The sequence below is a fragment of the Mucilaginibacter sp. UYNi724 genome (assembly GCF_054057495.1).
Genome location: NZ_JBSRZI010000013.1, coordinates 70134 through 83777, shown reverse-complemented (window position 1 = coordinate 83777; position 13644 = coordinate 70134). Strand labels below are relative to the sequence as shown.

The window sequence follows — 13644 nt, the reverse complement described above, 5'->3', positions numbered from 1 at the left end:
GTTTGTCGTTATTGACAATACAAAGGTGCAATCACCAGCCTGCCTGTACCATGGAAGATGTTCGCCAACAGATGGACAATTTTCCCAATCGTATCATTTAATCGTTTACTTTTACACCGTAAATGAGCGATATCCCTGTACATCAGTTAAAAAAAGGCACCAGCCTTGGGTTGGAAATGTGGCACTATGGTGTTGGTGAGATGAGAACTGAAGAGTTGATCATGGAGGCACACCGCGATGACCATTATATCTTTTTTGTAGTTGAAGCCGGCAATTCTGCAATGATGATCGATTTTATTGAGGTAGGTTTTTCTGCTAATGCGTTATATTACGTTTTACCGGGTCAAGTGCACCACGGTATACGTAAAGAGCAGGCGGGTGGCTGGTTCCTGGCGGTTGATACCATGCTGATACCGCCGGATTACCGTAAAGTTTTTGAAGGGCAACTGACAGTACAAAAACCTCATTTTTTTGATGATTTGCAAATGAAGCAATGCGTGGAATTGCTTGCCCTGCTACAGCAACGTTTTAAAGAGCAGGATAAAAGCACGTTTAACAATTCTATAGTACTGTCGCTTTTACAATCGTTTATCGGTATTGCCGCCGGTTGTTATGCCGATAGTAATTGCGAGTCTATAAAAGTATCGCGCCCGGTTGCGTTATCGCAGCAGTTTAAGAAGTTACTGGTTGATAATTATGTAACGGTTAAAAGCCCGTCGGCATATGCGGGCATGCTTAATGTATCGGCAACATATTTGAACGAAGCTTTGAAAAAAGTAACCGGCTTCCCGGTAAGTTACTGGATCCTGAACGAAGTAATGTTGGAAGGCAAGCGACTGCTTTATTATGGTAGCCAAAATGTGAAGGAGATAGCGCATACTTTGGGATACGAAGATCATGCCTATTTCTCGCGCCTGTTTAAGAAACATGAAGGGGTAACACCACTTTCATTCCGTGCCGAATACCGTAAATAGTCCAATCAATACCGTAGGTATGCCATTGATTTCGGTTGATTTGCAACGTTTCTTTGTATTATTAATTTACATCACATGGAAACATCCACTTTAAGCAAACTAAAAAGAAAGGCCGGCAAACTATTCGAATCGCGTATGTTACAAACAGGTACGGTACTGGAAGTGCGCCCCTGGAACCCATCAACCTTAATAGAAATAGACTTGCATTTGCCTCTTGCCGATATGAGCAACTGGGAGCAAGTGCCTTACATGAAATTCAGGGTAGATGGTTTTACTTTCCGCGATTATACTCCATCCGGCTGGGACGCCGAAACACATACCTGTACCATTTATTTTGATGCCGTGCACAACGGCCCCGGCAGTAAATGGGCACGCGTTTTAAAAAAGGGCGATACCATCAGCTATATGAAAAAGATCGGCTTTACCCATCACCAACCCGATAAAACATCTGCCGTTATTGCACTGGGCGATGAAAGCAGCATGGGGCATTTATTGGCCCTGCAAAAAATGGTATTGCCTAACACCCGCTTTTCGGGCGGTGTAGTAATTGGTGAAGAAGAGCACCGCAAACTATTTAACGAATACTTTTGGACACCTATAGAACCCGTTGCCCGCAAAGATGTTTACGGCCACAACAGCCTAATGGAATGGGTGCTAAACCAGCATTACAGTTTAGAAAACACCATATTTTACCTGGCCGGCAACAATACAATGGTAGCCCAGCTGCGCAAAATGCTAAAACAGCAAGGCTATCCATCGGCACAAATAAAAGTGCAGGGCTTTTGGTCGTAAGCTCAAGTATTCCTTAAGTCAATGAAGTAGGTTTTTAATAGATTGTCAAACATTTTATAACAATGATTGGTGAAATATTTTGAAGCTTCTTTTTGACAAATTGCCGTATCGGTTAACATTTCCAAAACGCCTACAGTCATTTGCGTTTTTAGTTCCTCATCCTCGATATTGTCATTTATAAAGGAATTAATAAAAGAGATTGCGCTTGCGGAATAAGATTTTTTATCGACTACACTGTTATGCACAAAGCTTCCGAACGGGCTTAAAAACAAATAGGGTGAATCTTTATCCAATTCGCCTTTATAAAATTTTTTAAATTCGGGAACACCCTCAAAAATTGCTGAGGCCAATTTGTTAAATTCCATTTTAATCTTTGGCTGTTATTTCTGCTTAACGTAGGTTTCTATGATCTCGTGGTTAATATTAAGGCTATCTATCTTCTCTATGCCTTTTTGGATCAGCGTATCACCGCTAAATTTAACGGTAAAATCAAAACTACGGCCTTCCCATTCGCGGGCGTTCAGGTAGGCAAGGTGCTCGGTATATTTGTCGCCTTTAAAGTCGTAAGTGCCGCCGCCGGCTGTGTAAGTGGCATCTTTGCCCTTGCCTTTGCTTAAGTCGTGGCGCATAAAGGCAAAGTGTGTGGCATTCAATACTTTTATCATTTCCTGATTGGGTACGGGGTAATCTTTAACGGTATCGCCCTTGGTAACAGTAATGGCAGCTACCAGCTTCCAGGTGCCTACCATGGCAGATGAAGGTGCTTCGGTAACAGTAGCGGCAGGTTTTGGCGTGCATGCTGCAAGGGCAAGCGCCGAGAAAAGGAAAAGTCCGGTAAGTTTCATGTGAGATATGTTTTGAGGTTTATATTGGTAATAAAACGCTAATATAAGCGCAACAATAGTAAATGCAAGTTTGTTAAGCTATTGTATGCAAAACGCCAGGCAAAATTTCTATTCGGGTATCAGCGGGTTGGTGCTGCCCGTCGCTAATAAATCTTTATACCCACCGGAGTTTCAGGATAAGCCCCGGCTTACCTATTATGGCTCGCTGTTTAACAGTATCGAGATCAATAGCTCCTTTTACAAGCTCCCGCAGGTATCCACCGTAAAAAAATGGACCACTGAAGTACCGGATGACTTCCGGTTTACTTACAAACTTTGGCGCGACGTTACTCACAATAAACAACTGCTTTTTAAACCCGAAGATGTTGACCGCTTTATGCAGGTGATAGATGCCGCGGGCAATAAAAAGGGCAGCCTGCTCATCCAGTTCCCCGGGAGTAATGATGTAGCTAACCTCAGGCAGTTAGAAAAATTGCTGGTTAACATTCAGGATACCGGGTTGCAGATTGGGTGGGATATAGCCATCGAGTTTCGCAATCGCAGTTGGTATAAAGATGAGGTTTACGAGATGCTGGATAGTTATACTGCGTGCATGGTGATCCAGGATATGCCCAAATCATTAACGCCTATGATTGATATGGCAGCTGATTTTGTTTACCTGCGTTTCCACGGACCCAACGGCGGCTATCGCGGCAGCTATGCCGACGATTTTTTATATGAGTATTCTCAATACATTAAAGAGTGGCTTAACGATGGTAAACGGGTTTATGCCTACTTTAACAATACCATGGGCGATGCCATCAATAATTTGATTACGCTGAACAGGTTTGTGGGTGAGGAGTAGAAATGTTTCTGTAATGACAATGTGACGGTACACCCGATTAAACCCTGCGCTAATAAATAGTGTCATACCATCAAAATTAATTAAAACATGAAAAAGGCACTATTGATGATAACATTCCTGGCAGGTACCGCTGTATTTGCACAGGCACAAACCCAAACGATTGCAAAATCGCCGGAGCAGAAAGCTAAGCACAGAACAGAAATGCTGAGCAAGAAATTAAACTTGTCTGCAGATCAGTCTAAAAAAGTGGATGCCATTTTTGCTAAAAGCGCTGCCAGTATGGATAGCCTGAAAGCTACCAAAGGTACCGACCGCAAAGCAAACCACGCAAGCCATAAAGCAATTATGGCCAACACCGATGCAAATTTGAAAACCGTTTTAAATGCAGACCAGCAAGCTAAATATGCGGACCTGAAAGCGAACTTTAAAGGCAGAATGCACGGCAAACGTGGCGATCATAAAAATATAGCGCCCGAGCAAAAAGCACAGCGCATGTCAAAGGTCTTGCAGCAAAAGTTAACGCTGAACCAGGATCAGTACGCTAAAGTAAATACCATTTTACTAAAACGTGCCACACAAATGGACAGCTTAAAAGCTAACCGTTCTACTACAGACCGTAAGTTGAACCACGAAAGCCGCAAAGCGATTTTCATGCAGACTGATGGCGAATTGAAAGCAGTATTTACTGCCGACCAATTAAAAAGCTACACTGAGCTAAAAGCACAGTTAAAAGAAAGAATGAAAAACAGAAGAGGCCCTAAAGCCCCAACTGCCGGATAGTTTTTGTGAGTGAGTGATGAGTGAGTGATGAAGCGGGATGTCCAAATGGCGCCCGCTTTTTTATTGCGTAAAAACGAGGATAGTGTATAAAACAAAAACCCCCGTTTCCGGAGGCTTTTGTTTTAGTCGACCTTAATTATTGCACTACCAAAGTAGCTATAGAATGCGGTTCGCTCACGGTTTTGGCGGCTTTGCCTTTTATCCATAAGCTATATTCTATTTTCTCATCGGTGCGGTTCATCACCACCACGGCTATAGAGCCGTTAGGGTTTTGATAAGCCGTGGTTAACAGTTTGTCGCGGCTTGCGGCTGCGGCAATGCGTTTTGCACCCGGTTGGATAAATTTAGAGAAATGACCTATGTAGTAGTACGAGTTGGTATATAACAACTGCCCATTGCGTGTATCGGCATGTACCGGCGCAAAGCAAAAGTTGCCTACATGGTTAGGGCCACCTTTTTCGTCTAACAGGATGTTCCAATCGGTCCAGCCTACAGTGCCTGCGTTGAAATCGTTGATCATAGACAGCCCGTAACGTTCGCCAAGGTTCCAGTCATCCAAACGCGCGAAATCGAATTTTTCTACACAACCTTCGGTAAATATCAGGTTCTTATCAGGGAAGGCTGCGTGGGTTAAACGGGTGTTCTCAAAGTTTTGGCCTGCGCCCGTCCAGGTCTCATACCAGTGGAAACCAATACCCCAGATGTATTTAGAGGCGGCAGGGTCTTCCAATATCGTGCTTGCGCGTTGGTACAGCAAGTCGCGGTTATGGTCCCACACAATCAGTTTTTTAGCTTTTAAACCTTGTTTCCAAAGTGTTGGGCCTAAATAATTCTTTACAAAATCGCGTTCTTCTTCGGCGGTGTATTTACAAGATTCCCACGTTTGGGTTGCCATGGGCTCGTTTTGTACCGATAAACCCCAGATAGGGATTCCTAATTTCTCATATTCCTTAATGAATTTGATATAAAAGTTTGCCCAGCTCTGCGCAAACTCTGCCTTCAATTTACCACCGTGTAAAACGTCGTTGTTGTCTTTCATAAAAGCGGGGGGGCTCCATGGCGATACAAACATGGTAAGTTTACCGCCCGCGGCAGCAGTTGCCGCTTTAATAAACGGGATGCGGTATTTTTTATCATGGCTTACATCAAATGTCGACAGGCTTTTATCGTTGTTGCTTACATAACTATAGCTGCCGCTGCTAAAATCGCAGCTTTGTATATTGGTACGTGCAAGGGTAAAGCCAATGCCTTTGGTTTTGCTGTAATACGCATCTAAAAGTTCGGCTTGTTTATCTTTAGGTAACTTGTAAAAAGTTTCGGCAACGGCATCTGTTAATGCACCGCCAATACCCAGCATGGTTTGAAATTTCTTTTCCGGGTCAACAAATACCAGGGTTTCTGTTTCGGGCGGTTGTGCTTCGGTTACGAACTTTAAGTCACCCGCAGGGGCAAGCCTTTTGGTGGAGCCTTTTTCGGTAACGTACATTTTCACCGTTTTGTTGACTGCCGAGTACGGTGCTTTTTTTATTGTTTTTACCTGGCTAAATGCGCTTGCCGTGAAGCACAAAAGGCCGGCTATTAAAAATCCTTTCTTCATTGGGTTATTTGAAAGTTATTGGGTTAAAAATTAATTTGGACAAATCTATTAAATATTGGTAAACCGGTAACGCTATTGTGCACTTCCCAGCCAAAGCAAGGTGTTTAAAATAAGCTTATCCTCCGCCGGGTTGCCAAAGGTGTGCGACAGGTCCTTATTGGTTTTATGTTCGTAATCGATATCGTTATGGCCCATATTAAAATAAACCATTTTGTAGTTTTTATTAGCCCACACAACAGGGTAGTAACCACTATGCCAGATCTCGTTCGGTTTTGGCCCGGTACCTAACGGGAAACTTACCGGATCTATAGATGCTAAAATTTGAATATCGGGATTTTTGGTAAGGTCTTTTTCCCATCGGTACCATTCGTTTGGCGATGCTTTAAATGTTGCTGCCTGTCCTTTCATGGCGGGATGGTCGCGGCCTTCAACTTTTAGAATGGCTGACGTTGGCCGCCAGGTGTTGCTGCCATACTCGCCCGATCCTAAGAACACGTTATGATACCAGTCCCAATTTTGCGGCACTGCCGATTGGTTAAGCGCAAACGCCGAGAAATGGAAACCCATCCAGCCGCCGCCGCCTTTCATGTATTTTTCGAATGCTACGCGTTGCAGCGAATCCTCGGGGCGGGTATCTAAAAAAATTACCACTTTATACGTCGCCAAAAAAGCTGTGTTAAGGTTACCCCAGTTGTTAGTAGAATCGTAAGTGAAATTGTATTTTTTGGCCATCGCCGGGAACCATTTGTTAGCCTCGTGCATAAAGCTGATGTGCGCCTGGTCTTCTTTGCCGGTGTAAAAAGCTATTACCTTAAATTTGGGCGATGCGGCCTTTTTTTGCGCTTGCGCGTTATTTAAAAAGCACAGCCAAATTATGCAAATTGCATAGATTTTTATCCTGACAGATAGATTCATGAAGTGGTATAAATTGGTTTATGAAGAGCTAATGTAACACATATAGTGTACATTTTACATACCCCTATAATTTAAACTGCGAAAACGATTGAGAAGGGGCGAAATATAACACAGTCAGCGGTTTACTTCACCAACTGATCATATAACCGGGTAAGCGAGTCATCACCATCCAAACAAAAGCCCGGGTGCACTTTTGAGGTTTGTACAACTGTGCTGCGGGTTGCCGTTAGCCACCTAAAGCGCGATGCGGCATCCAGCTCTCCAATCGGGCCTGAGTCCTTAGCACCATTAGCTATTCGTTGAAACGAGAGCAGATTTTCTTCGAGCGCCTGAATGTCCAGGTCATTAGCGAAAGCCTGCAGGCGTTCGCGGTCTACCTGATACATCATTTTTAGATATTTCTGTTTGCTGCATAGCAAAACCACCCCTACGTTCAGGAATTCTTCGCGCTCTACCCTGGGTACAACGCGGATAACGGCGTACTCAAATAAGTGTCTGTCTTGCATTTTGCGCCTCGGTTACAAAAATATTTGAGTTAGCTAATCGGGTGTTCAGGAATTTGGCGTAGATCTGGCGCTGCTCATCTTCAGTCTCAAAAGAGCGGTCGGTAAGCCACGCATCGGGTATCAGGTCTACAACAGATTGTATAAATTCCGGAGTAAGTATCGCTTTAAATTTGGTGTCAATTTCGTCCAGTTCGAATGCTTTGCGCAGCAGCACATGGTCTTTTATCTGCACGAACGGGCGTTTGGCCTGCTCTTCCCACTTCTCCATACTGTGGTGAAAGTAAAGTGCCGCGCCATGGTCTATCAGCCAAAGCTCGCGGTTAAACATCAGCATATTGGTGTTACGGGCAGTGCGGTCAACATTCATCAGCAGGGCGTCCATCCACACAATTTTAGACGCCATTTCGGTAGTCACAAAGGTAACCGTAGGGTCGAACGTGATGGAGCCCGAAAGGTAATGCAGTGCCAGGTTAAGGCCCACGCTAAACTTCAGCAGGTCCTGGATCTCTTCGTCGGGTTCGGTACGGCCAAAGGCTTCGTCAAGGTTGGCAAACACCAGTTCGGGTACTTTAAAGCCCAGTTTACGGGCAATTTCGGCACCAATTAAATCGGCAATAAGGGCTTTTGGACCCTGGCCGGCACCACGAAATTTTAATACATAAAGGAAACTGTCATCCGCCTCGGCAATAGCCGGTAAAGAGCCACCCTCGCGCAATGGCGTAACATAGCGGGTAACGTTAACGGTGCGTAATTGGGGTGCGGTATCAGCCATGGTTGTGTGGGCTAATATAGCGATAATTGGTAAATTGATTTGTGTACGGGTTTTTCTAAATCTCTTGTGGTGAGAGCCGGGAGAGGCATTATTCCTCTTCGCTATTAACCATTCTGTTACAAAGCAAACAAAACAAGGCATTTAGCTATTTACCTGTAAAACTGTTGATATGCCTAAGTGGTTAAAACTTTCCTTGAAAATATTTGCCGGCCTGGTGCTGCTGGTGGTACTGATACTGGTTGGCGCTACCTTATACATCACCTTTAACAAAGCCAAGGTGCTTAAAATGGTGAATGAGCAGCTTGATAAAAGTGTGGATGGCACCCTGGTTATCGGCGATATGACGCCCAACTTTTTCCGTGGTTTCCCGGCTGTTTCGCTTACGCTGCATAACGTTCTGATTCGCGATAAACAGTTTGACCGCCATAAGCACACGCTGCTAAACGCTAAAGATTTTAATGTGTCCATCAATACCATGGCCCTTTTTAGGGGCGCGATAGATATCAACCATATTGATATCCGAAATGCCGCCATTGACTTGTTTACAGATAGCACGGGATACAGTAATACCGCCGTTTTTAAGAAAGATCATAAACAAGTAAAGGATAACCCGTCAGAAAGTAGTTCATCTACCCAATTAAAAAAGTTTACGCTGAGCAATGTTACATTTACAATTGACGACCGCAAGGCAAACAAGTTATTCAACTTTGGTGTAAATGAACTAAGCGGCAAAATGCAATATCCGGATAGCGGATGGCGCTCTGATTTCCACCTGGATGTACTGGCAAAAAGTATGGCGTTTAATAGCAAGCGCGGCAGCTTTATTAAAAATCAAAAATTAGAAGGCGATTTTGTTGCAGGATATAACGAGAAGACAGGTAAGGTAAATGTATCAGTGCAACCTTTAAATATTGGCGAAACCCCTTTCAAAATCAATGCTGTTTTTTCCACTAAGGATAAGCCCTCAGCAAACTTTGCCATTAATATCGTTGCCGACCAGATCCTATGGCGACGGGCATCAGGCTTACTTGCGCCGAACATCACCATGGTGCTAAATCGCTTCAACATCAGTAAGCCTATGGATGTTACCTGTAACCTAAATGGAAGCTTCGGCGGTAGCGACGGCGGGCCAAAATTGTATGTTACTGCCAAGGTGAGAGACAGCAAGATTACTATCCCGGGGGGCGAACTGGATAATTGCAGTTTTAACGGGATCTTTACCAATAATTACGTAAAAGATAAAGGGTACGGCGATGATAATTCGGCCATCAAGCTTATTGCCATGAAGGGTACCTATAATCATTTGCCATTTAATATCGATACGGGCAGCATTATTAACCTGGTGAAGCCTACTGCCACGGGTAATTTCAGATCAAATTTCCCGGCCGCCGATCTTAATTATTTGCTGGATGATAACATTGCCAAATTTGCCAACGGCGAAGCAGATATGAAACTCCATTACACTGCAGATGTAGTTGATTACAAAATAAACAAGCCTATTATTAAAGGGGCGATAGTGTTGCGTAATACAGATATTTCCTATCTGCCGCGTAACCTCAAGCTTAAAAACTCTTCTATATTCTTAAACTTTGTTGGCGACGACCTGATACTTAGCAACATTCGCTTGCAAAGCGGCCGAAGTATTGTAAATATGGATGGCCGGATCAACAACTTCCTTAACTTGTATTACAACTCACCCGAAAAGATCTTGCTCACCTGGCAGATCCGTAGTCCGCAATTATACCTTGGCGAATTTTTAGGTTTTCTGAGCGAGCGTAAACAAGCCCCTGCAACTAAAAGTAGGGCAAATAGCGGCAATATTGTAGACCAGCTAAGCAACGTGCTGGAAAAAGGTAAGGCCGAAATGCATATGAAGGTGGCTAAGGTTTACTATAAAAAATTCCTGGCCACGGATGCCACAGCCGATCTGCTGACCACCGATAACGGGATCATTATACAAAATATTGGCGTTAAACATGCCGGTGGTTTTTTAAAGATGAACGGTAAGATGATGCAGGGCAAATCGTTAAATAGCTTTGCGGTGAATACCGTGGTTAGCAACGTAAACATGCGCGAGTTTTTCAACGCGTTCAATAACTTTGGTTTGCAGGATTTTACCGCCGAAAATTTGAAAGGGTTTTTATCGGCCAAAACAAGTATTACCGGGGGGATAACCGATGCGGGTAACCTTGTGCCAAACTCTATTAACGGTAATTTAGACCTGAGCCTGCGCGATGCGGCTTTGATAAACTTTAAGCCATTGGTGAGTGTGGGTAAATTCGCCTTTCCTTTCCGCAACCTAAAAAATATAAGCATCCCCAAAATGGACGGGCACTTTTTGCTTCGTGGCGATATGATCACTATTAAACCGTTGCAAATAAGCAGCAGTGTTTTAAATGTGGATGTGGAAGGCATTTACGGTTTAACCAAAGGGACAGATATAGCACTGGACGTACCGCTAAGAAACCCCGGCAAGGATAGCCTGATAACCGACAAGGCAGAACTTGACAAAAAGCGTTTTAAAGGGATTGTGCTCCATATCCGCGCGCACGAGGAAGGCGGCAAAATGAAGATAGGATGGAATAAAAACCATAAATAAAAATAAAGGCCCCGATTATAATCCGGGCCTTTATACTATAATATCTTTTTACAGGTAGCTACCAATATGCCTTTATCATATAAAAGCAGGTTGCCTTTTTTGTCAACTTTGTAGCTTTCGTCGGGGCGTTCTACACTTACGTAACCATCACCTTCTTTCCTGATCTCGGATGCTGAAGTAGTGATAGGCGGGGTATCATTCAGTTTAAGATTAGTGCCTTTAAAAGTAATTGCTTGTATAAAAACCTTATGGCCGCTGCTAACCACCTCGTAGGCTATACTTTCGCCATTATCTGTTTTAATGGTTTCATCGTGCCATGCGCCAACTAATTTACCTGTATCAATAGCGGCAGGTACACTTGAAGCCACCTCAGCTTTGGGAATGGTATCATTTGCAGGTGCTTTATCTTTTTTGGCTGATGTATCGCAAGAGGCGAAGGCTAACATGGCTATAGCAACTATCGCGAAGCGGCTCAAATTTTTGTGCATAAGTGTATAGTTTGAAAAGGCCGAAGATACTAAATAGCTGTTTAGCGAATCTTCGGCACAATGTCAGTTTATCAATTCTTATCTACAAATTTCAAATTACCCTCGTTGTAACGATCGCCTGTGTTAGGGAATCTTTTAAGCAGGGCATCGATACTGTTGAGCGTATCAGCATTTAATTCGACATCAACGCTGCCTGCATTTTCTTGTAGATATTTGCGCTTTTTGGTGCCGGGGATTGGGATGATGTTGTCGCCCTGGTTAAGTACCCATGCAATAGCCAGTTGGGCAGGCGTTGCGCCAATGCTTTCGGCTATCCCCGCAAATCCATCTGCCAGTTGGTTGTTATTGTCTGCATGGCCTTGCTGGTAGCGGGGCAGCGTTTTGCGGAAATCGCCTTCTTTAAGCTCACTTACATCAAGTTTGTTAGTCATTAAGCCGCGGGCAAGGGGGCTAAACGGGATGAATGAGATCCCCAATTCTTTAGTAAGCGGTAATATTTCCGTCTCCACGTCACGAGTTAATAACGAGTATTCGCTTTGTAAGGCGGCTATAGGGTGTACGGCATGTGCCCGGCGGATGCTGTTTGCCGATGCTTCGGATAAGCCGAGGTGTTTTACTTTACCCTCTTTAACCAGTTCGGCCATGGCGCCAACGGTTTCTTCGATGGGTATGTTAGGATCTACCCGATGCGCGTAATAAAGATCGATAACATCAGTTTGCAAGCGTTTTAAACTCGCTTCAACCGCTTTTTTGATATAAGCCGGAGAGCCGTCAAATCCCGAGAGTTTACCCGTACCATCCGCAGTAAAACCAAATTTGGTAGCCAGGAAGATCTTATCGCGGTTGGGTTTTAATACCTGCGAGATCAGTTTTTCGTTTTGTCCGCTGCCATAAACATCGGCAGTATCCCAAAAGTTAATGCCAAGTTCAATAGCTTTATTTAGTGTTGCTATAGATTCATCGTCGTCGGGTTCGCCGTAAGCATGGCTCATGCCCATGCAGCCTAACCCAATTGCTGATAGCTGTACATCGGTGGTGCCTAAAGTTCTGTATTTCATAGTATAGTGTTGTAAAATGTTTTATGAAGATACGGGTCAAAACGCCTAATGTGACACAAGTTTCCTTTTGATCCCCGTAATATTTCACTATACTGACAGACCGTACAAAAAGAAGCCATGACCACCAAGCGAAAAATCCGCCCAGATATAAATTTCCCTCAAATTAAATACTTTACAACTGATCGCTATTTTCATAACTAATAGTAAAGTTTAATCATTTATAGCACAGTTGTTGTACTTGATGGGATGTAAAACTTAACAAATCATCTACTAAAATGAGAATCAGATCAATTACCTATATAGCACTATTCTGTATGATGGGCGCCGCAGCATGTACCGGCAGCGCGTCTAAAAGTGCCGGGGATAGCACCGCTAAAGATACTAACCTGGCACCGGCCGATACTGCTAAACCGGTAACATTAAAACCAAAAGGCCCTGCACCTGCATGGGCACCGGATATAAAACCGGAAATGCAGGCCGTTAACGAAAAATTAGCAAGCTATGGCGATAAGCCTATCCCGCAATTAACCGCGGTTGAGGCCCGTAAAAACCACACTCCTACAGACGCGGTGATGGACCTGATGAAAGAGAACAACATACCAAAGCCTGTATTTAACGTAGATACTATTGGTAAAGAGCTGCCTGTTGATGGCGGTAACATCCATGTACGCATTTACACTCCAAAAACAGGTAAAGCAGCTTATCCGGTAATTGTGTACTACCACGGTGGCGGTTTTGTAATAGCCAACCTTGATGTATATGATGCATCCGCAAACGTATTGGCTGATAAAACGGATGCCATAGTGGTATCGGTAGCGTACCGCTTAGCACCGGAGCATAAGTTCCCGGTAGCGCATAACGATGCATTTGCCGCGTACAAATGGGTGGTAAATAATGCTGCGTCTATTAAAGGTGATCCTGAAAAGATTGCCGTTGCAGGCGAAAGCGCGGGTGGTAACCTTGCTATCAATACCGCTATTAAAGCCCGCGATAGTAAGATAATGATCCCAACCGCGATTGTTGCGGTGTACCCCATTGCAGGATCAGACATGGCAACACCATCATACACCAAAAATGCCGCTGCCAAACCTTTGGATAAGCCAATGATGATGTGGTTTGTAAAAAACTATCTTAATAATATGGCCGAAGGTAAAGACCCCCGTATTAACTTGATCGCCGCCAACCTTAAAGGCCTGCCGCCAACAACTGTTATTACAGATGAGATAGATCCCTTGCAAAGCGAAGGCATGACTTTAGTTGAGAAATTGAAGGCTGCCGGTGTAACCGTTGATAGTAAAAACTGGAACGGCGTAACGCACGAGTTTTTTGGCATGGGTGCAGTAGTTCCACAAGCCAAAGAAGCAGAAATGTACGCTGTTGACCAACTAAAAAAAGCTTTCGGGATGTAATAGTTCCGACTGGTCTTATAATGAGAACGGCCGCCTGAGAAGGTGGCCGTTCTTTTTTATACTAA

The 13644-nt window shown here is 43.9% G+C and carries 14 protein-coding genes; 6 read left to right on the top strand and 8 right to left on the bottom strand.

The annotated features are described in order from the left end of the window. Nucleotides 1–122: 122 nt before the first annotated feature. Nucleotides 123–974 carry a helix-turn-helix domain-containing protein gene (locus tag ACVW0P_RS17540; RefSeq protein ID WP_457133209.1) on the top strand — a complete coding sequence of 284 codons (852 nt, stop codon included), beginning with the start codon at nt 123–125 and terminating at the stop codon, nt 972–974. 75 nt (nt 975–1049) lie between these two features. Beyond that, a complete protein-coding gene (locus ACVW0P_RS17535; RefSeq protein WP_457133208.1) occupies nt 1050–1766 on the top strand; it encodes an SIP domain-containing protein in 717 nt (238 codons plus the stop codon). Nucleotides 1767–1768: 2 nt separating this feature from the next. On the opposite strand, the gene ACVW0P_RS17530 is transcribed toward ACVW0P_RS17535, so the two are convergent. Then, nucleotides 1769–2131 carry a hypothetical protein gene (locus tag ACVW0P_RS17530; RefSeq protein ID WP_457133207.1) on the bottom strand — a complete coding sequence of 121 codons (363 nt, stop codon included), beginning with the start codon at nt 2129–2131 and terminating at the stop codon, nt 1769–1771. A gap of 15 nt (nt 2132–2146) precedes the next feature. Further along, nucleotides 2147–2611, bottom strand: coding sequence for a hypothetical protein (locus ACVW0P_RS17525; RefSeq protein ID WP_354428890.1), 465 nt, complete (start codon nt 2609–2611; stop codon nt 2147–2149). A gap of 85 nt (nt 2612–2696) precedes the next feature. Between ACVW0P_RS17525 and ACVW0P_RS17520 the strand changes: the two genes are divergently transcribed. Beyond that, nucleotides 2697–3455 (top strand): DUF72 domain-containing protein, encoded by a 759-nt coding sequence (locus ACVW0P_RS17520; RefSeq protein ID WP_457133206.1) that lies wholly within the window; start codon nt 2697–2699, stop codon nt 3453–3455. Nucleotides 3456–3542: 87 nt separating this feature from the next. Then, entirely contained in the window at nt 3543–4235 is a 693-nt protein-coding gene (locus ACVW0P_RS17515; protein WP_457133205.1) for a hypothetical protein, read from the top strand. Between the two features lie 136 nt (nt 4236–4371). Here ACVW0P_RS17515 and ACVW0P_RS17510 read toward each other — a convergent pair whose 3' ends face one another. The 4 genes from ACVW0P_RS17510 to ACVW0P_RS17495 all read right to left on the bottom strand — a co-directional run bounded on the left by ACVW0P_RS17510 (nt 4372) and on the right by ACVW0P_RS17495 (nt 8025). Then, nucleotides 4372–5832 (bottom strand): glycoside hydrolase family 30 protein, encoded by a 1461-nt coding sequence (locus ACVW0P_RS17510; RefSeq protein WP_457133204.1) that lies wholly within the window; start codon nt 5830–5832, stop codon nt 4372–4374. Between the two features lie 72 nt (nt 5833–5904). Further along, nucleotides 5905–6747, bottom strand: coding sequence for a ThuA domain-containing protein (locus ACVW0P_RS17505; RefSeq protein WP_457133203.1), 843 nt, complete (start codon nt 6745–6747; stop codon nt 5905–5907). Between the two features lie 122 nt (nt 6748–6869). Beyond that, entirely contained in the window at nt 6870–7253 is a 384-nt protein-coding gene (locus ACVW0P_RS17500) for a DUF3037 domain-containing protein (protein WP_457133202.1), read from the bottom strand. Then, nucleotides 7231–8025, bottom strand: a complete 795-nt coding sequence (locus ACVW0P_RS17495; RefSeq protein ID WP_457133201.1) for a HipA family kinase — start codon at nt 8023–8025, stop codon at nt 7231–7233. Before ACVW0P_RS17495 ends, ACVW0P_RS17500 begins: the two co-directional genes overlap by 23 nt. Nucleotides 8026–8194: 169 nt before the next feature. Here ACVW0P_RS17495 and ACVW0P_RS17490 point away from each other — a divergent pair, with 169 nt between their 5' ends. Next, nucleotides 8195–10624, top strand: a complete 2430-nt coding sequence (locus tag ACVW0P_RS17490) for an AsmA family protein (RefSeq protein ID WP_457133200.1) — start codon at nt 8195–8197, stop codon at nt 10622–10624. Between the two features lie 35 nt (nt 10625–10659). Here the strand turns inward: ACVW0P_RS17490 and ACVW0P_RS17485 are convergent, their stop codons facing one another. Both ACVW0P_RS17485 and ACVW0P_RS17480 read right to left on the bottom strand, forming a co-directional pair. Beyond that, nucleotides 10660–11112, bottom strand: a complete 453-nt coding sequence (locus ACVW0P_RS17485) for a hypothetical protein (protein WP_457133199.1) — start codon at nt 11110–11112, stop codon at nt 10660–10662. 71 nt (nt 11113–11183) lie between these two features. Next, nucleotides 11184–12170, bottom strand: coding sequence for an aldo/keto reductase (locus tag ACVW0P_RS17480; protein ID WP_457133198.1), 987 nt, complete (start codon nt 12168–12170; stop codon nt 11184–11186). 275 nt (nt 12171–12445) lie between these two features. Between ACVW0P_RS17480 and ACVW0P_RS17475 the strand changes: the two genes are divergently transcribed. Next, a complete protein-coding gene (locus ACVW0P_RS17475; protein WP_457133197.1) occupies nt 12446–13579 on the top strand; it encodes an alpha/beta hydrolase in 1134 nt (377 codons plus the stop codon). The last annotated feature ends 65 nt before the right edge of the window (nt 13580–13644 follow it).

Coding starts and splice junctions, on each gene's coding strand:
- ACVW0P_RS17540 (WP_457133209.1), top strand. CDS start 123: ATGAGCGATATCCCTGTACATCAGTTAAAAAAAGGCACCAGCCTTGGG.
- ACVW0P_RS17535 (WP_457133208.1), top strand. CDS start 1,050: ATGGAAACATCCACTTTAAGCAAACTAAAAAGAAAGGCCGGCAAACTA.
- ACVW0P_RS17530 (WP_457133207.1), bottom strand. CDS start 2,131: ATGGAATTTAACAAATTGGCCTCAGCAATTTTTGAGGGTGTTCCCGAA.
- ACVW0P_RS17525 (WP_354428890.1), bottom strand. CDS start 2,611: ATGAAACTTACCGGACTTTTCCTTTTCTCGGCGCTTGCCCTTGCAGCA.
- ACVW0P_RS17520 (WP_457133206.1), top strand. CDS start 2,697: ATGCAAAACGCCAGGCAAAATTTCTATTCGGGTATCAGCGGGTTGGTG.
- ACVW0P_RS17515 (WP_457133205.1), top strand. CDS start 3,543: ATGAAAAAGGCACTATTGATGATAACATTCCTGGCAGGTACCGCTGTA.
- ACVW0P_RS17510 (WP_457133204.1), bottom strand. CDS start 5,832: ATGAAGAAAGGATTTTTAATAGCCGGCCTTTTGTGCTTCACGGCAAGC.
- ACVW0P_RS17505 (WP_457133203.1), bottom strand. CDS start 6,747: ATGAATCTATCTGTCAGGATAAAAATCTATGCAATTTGCATAATTTGG.
- ACVW0P_RS17500 (WP_457133202.1), bottom strand. CDS start 7,253: ATGCAAGACAGACACTTATTTGAGTACGCCGTTATCCGCGTTGTACCC.
- ACVW0P_RS17495 (WP_457133201.1), bottom strand. CDS start 8,025: ATGGCTGATACCGCACCCCAATTACGCACCGTTAACGTTACCCGCTAT.
- ACVW0P_RS17490 (WP_457133200.1), top strand. CDS start 8,195: ATGCCTAAGTGGTTAAAACTTTCCTTGAAAATATTTGCCGGCCTGGTG.
- ACVW0P_RS17485 (WP_457133199.1), bottom strand. CDS start 11,112: ATGCACAAAAATTTGAGCCGCTTCGCGATAGTTGCTATAGCCATGTTA.
- ACVW0P_RS17480 (WP_457133198.1), bottom strand. CDS start 12,170: ATGAAATACAGAACTTTAGGCACCACCGATGTACAGCTATCAGCAATT.
- ACVW0P_RS17475 (WP_457133197.1), top strand. CDS start 12,446: ATGAGAATCAGATCAATTACCTATATAGCACTATTCTGTATGATGGGC.